The organism is Delftia acidovorans NBRC 14950 (assembly GCF_001598795.1).
Lineage (GTDB): Bacteria > Pseudomonadota > Gammaproteobacteria > Burkholderiales > Burkholderiaceae_C > Comamonas > Comamonas acidovorans.
Genome location: NZ_BCZP01000086.1, coordinates 1 through 706 on the forward strand (window position 1 = coordinate 1; position 706 = coordinate 706).

At 72.7% G+C, this 706-nt stretch carries 1 pseudogene; it reads left to right on the plus strand.

Annotated features, from left to right (window positions below):
* A pseudogene (locus DA1_RS30975) lies at positions 1 to 706 on the plus strand (hypothetical protein); the annotation flags it as partial.

Below are 706 nucleotides of genomic sequence, written 5' to 3' on the forward strand. Positions count from 1 at the left end.
TCAACGGCCTGACCCAGGTGGACGGCCAGGCCCTGCAGCCGGTGATCGGCACCCTCAACGGCCTGATTGCCGGCCTGGGCAGCGGCCTGGGTGAAGGCGGCATTGGCGAGCTGGTCAGCGGTCTGCTGGGTGGCGATGGCGGCCTGCTGGGCGGCGTGATCGGCGGCGACGGTGGCTTGCTGGGCGGCGTGCTTGGGGATGACGGCCTGGTCGGCGGTCTGTTGGGCGGCGATGGTGGCCTGCTGGGCGGCGTGCTCGGCGGTGACGGCGGCCTGCTGGGTGGCGTACTTGGCGATGACGGCCTGGTTGGCGGTCTGCTGGGCGGCGATGGCGGCCTGCTGGGCGGCGATGGTGGCCTGCTGGGTGGCGTGCTTGGCGAAGACGGCCTGGTCGGCGGCCTGCTGGGCGGCCTGGTTCCGGGCGGCGGCACAGGCAGCGGCGACGGCCTTGTCACCACGGTGCAGGACACCGTTGGCGACCTGCTCGGCGGCACGGCCGGAGCGCCTGTGGGCCAGGTACTGGATGCGCTGATCGACCCCGGCACCGGCGCACTGTCCGTGATCACGGGTCTGGTGGAAGGCGTGACCCAGGTCAACGGTGGTCCGCTGGGTGTGGTGACGGACCTGGCCAACGGCCTCACACAGGTCCCGGGCCAGGCACTGCAGCCGGTGATCGGCACCGTCAACGGCGTGCTGGCCGGCCTGAC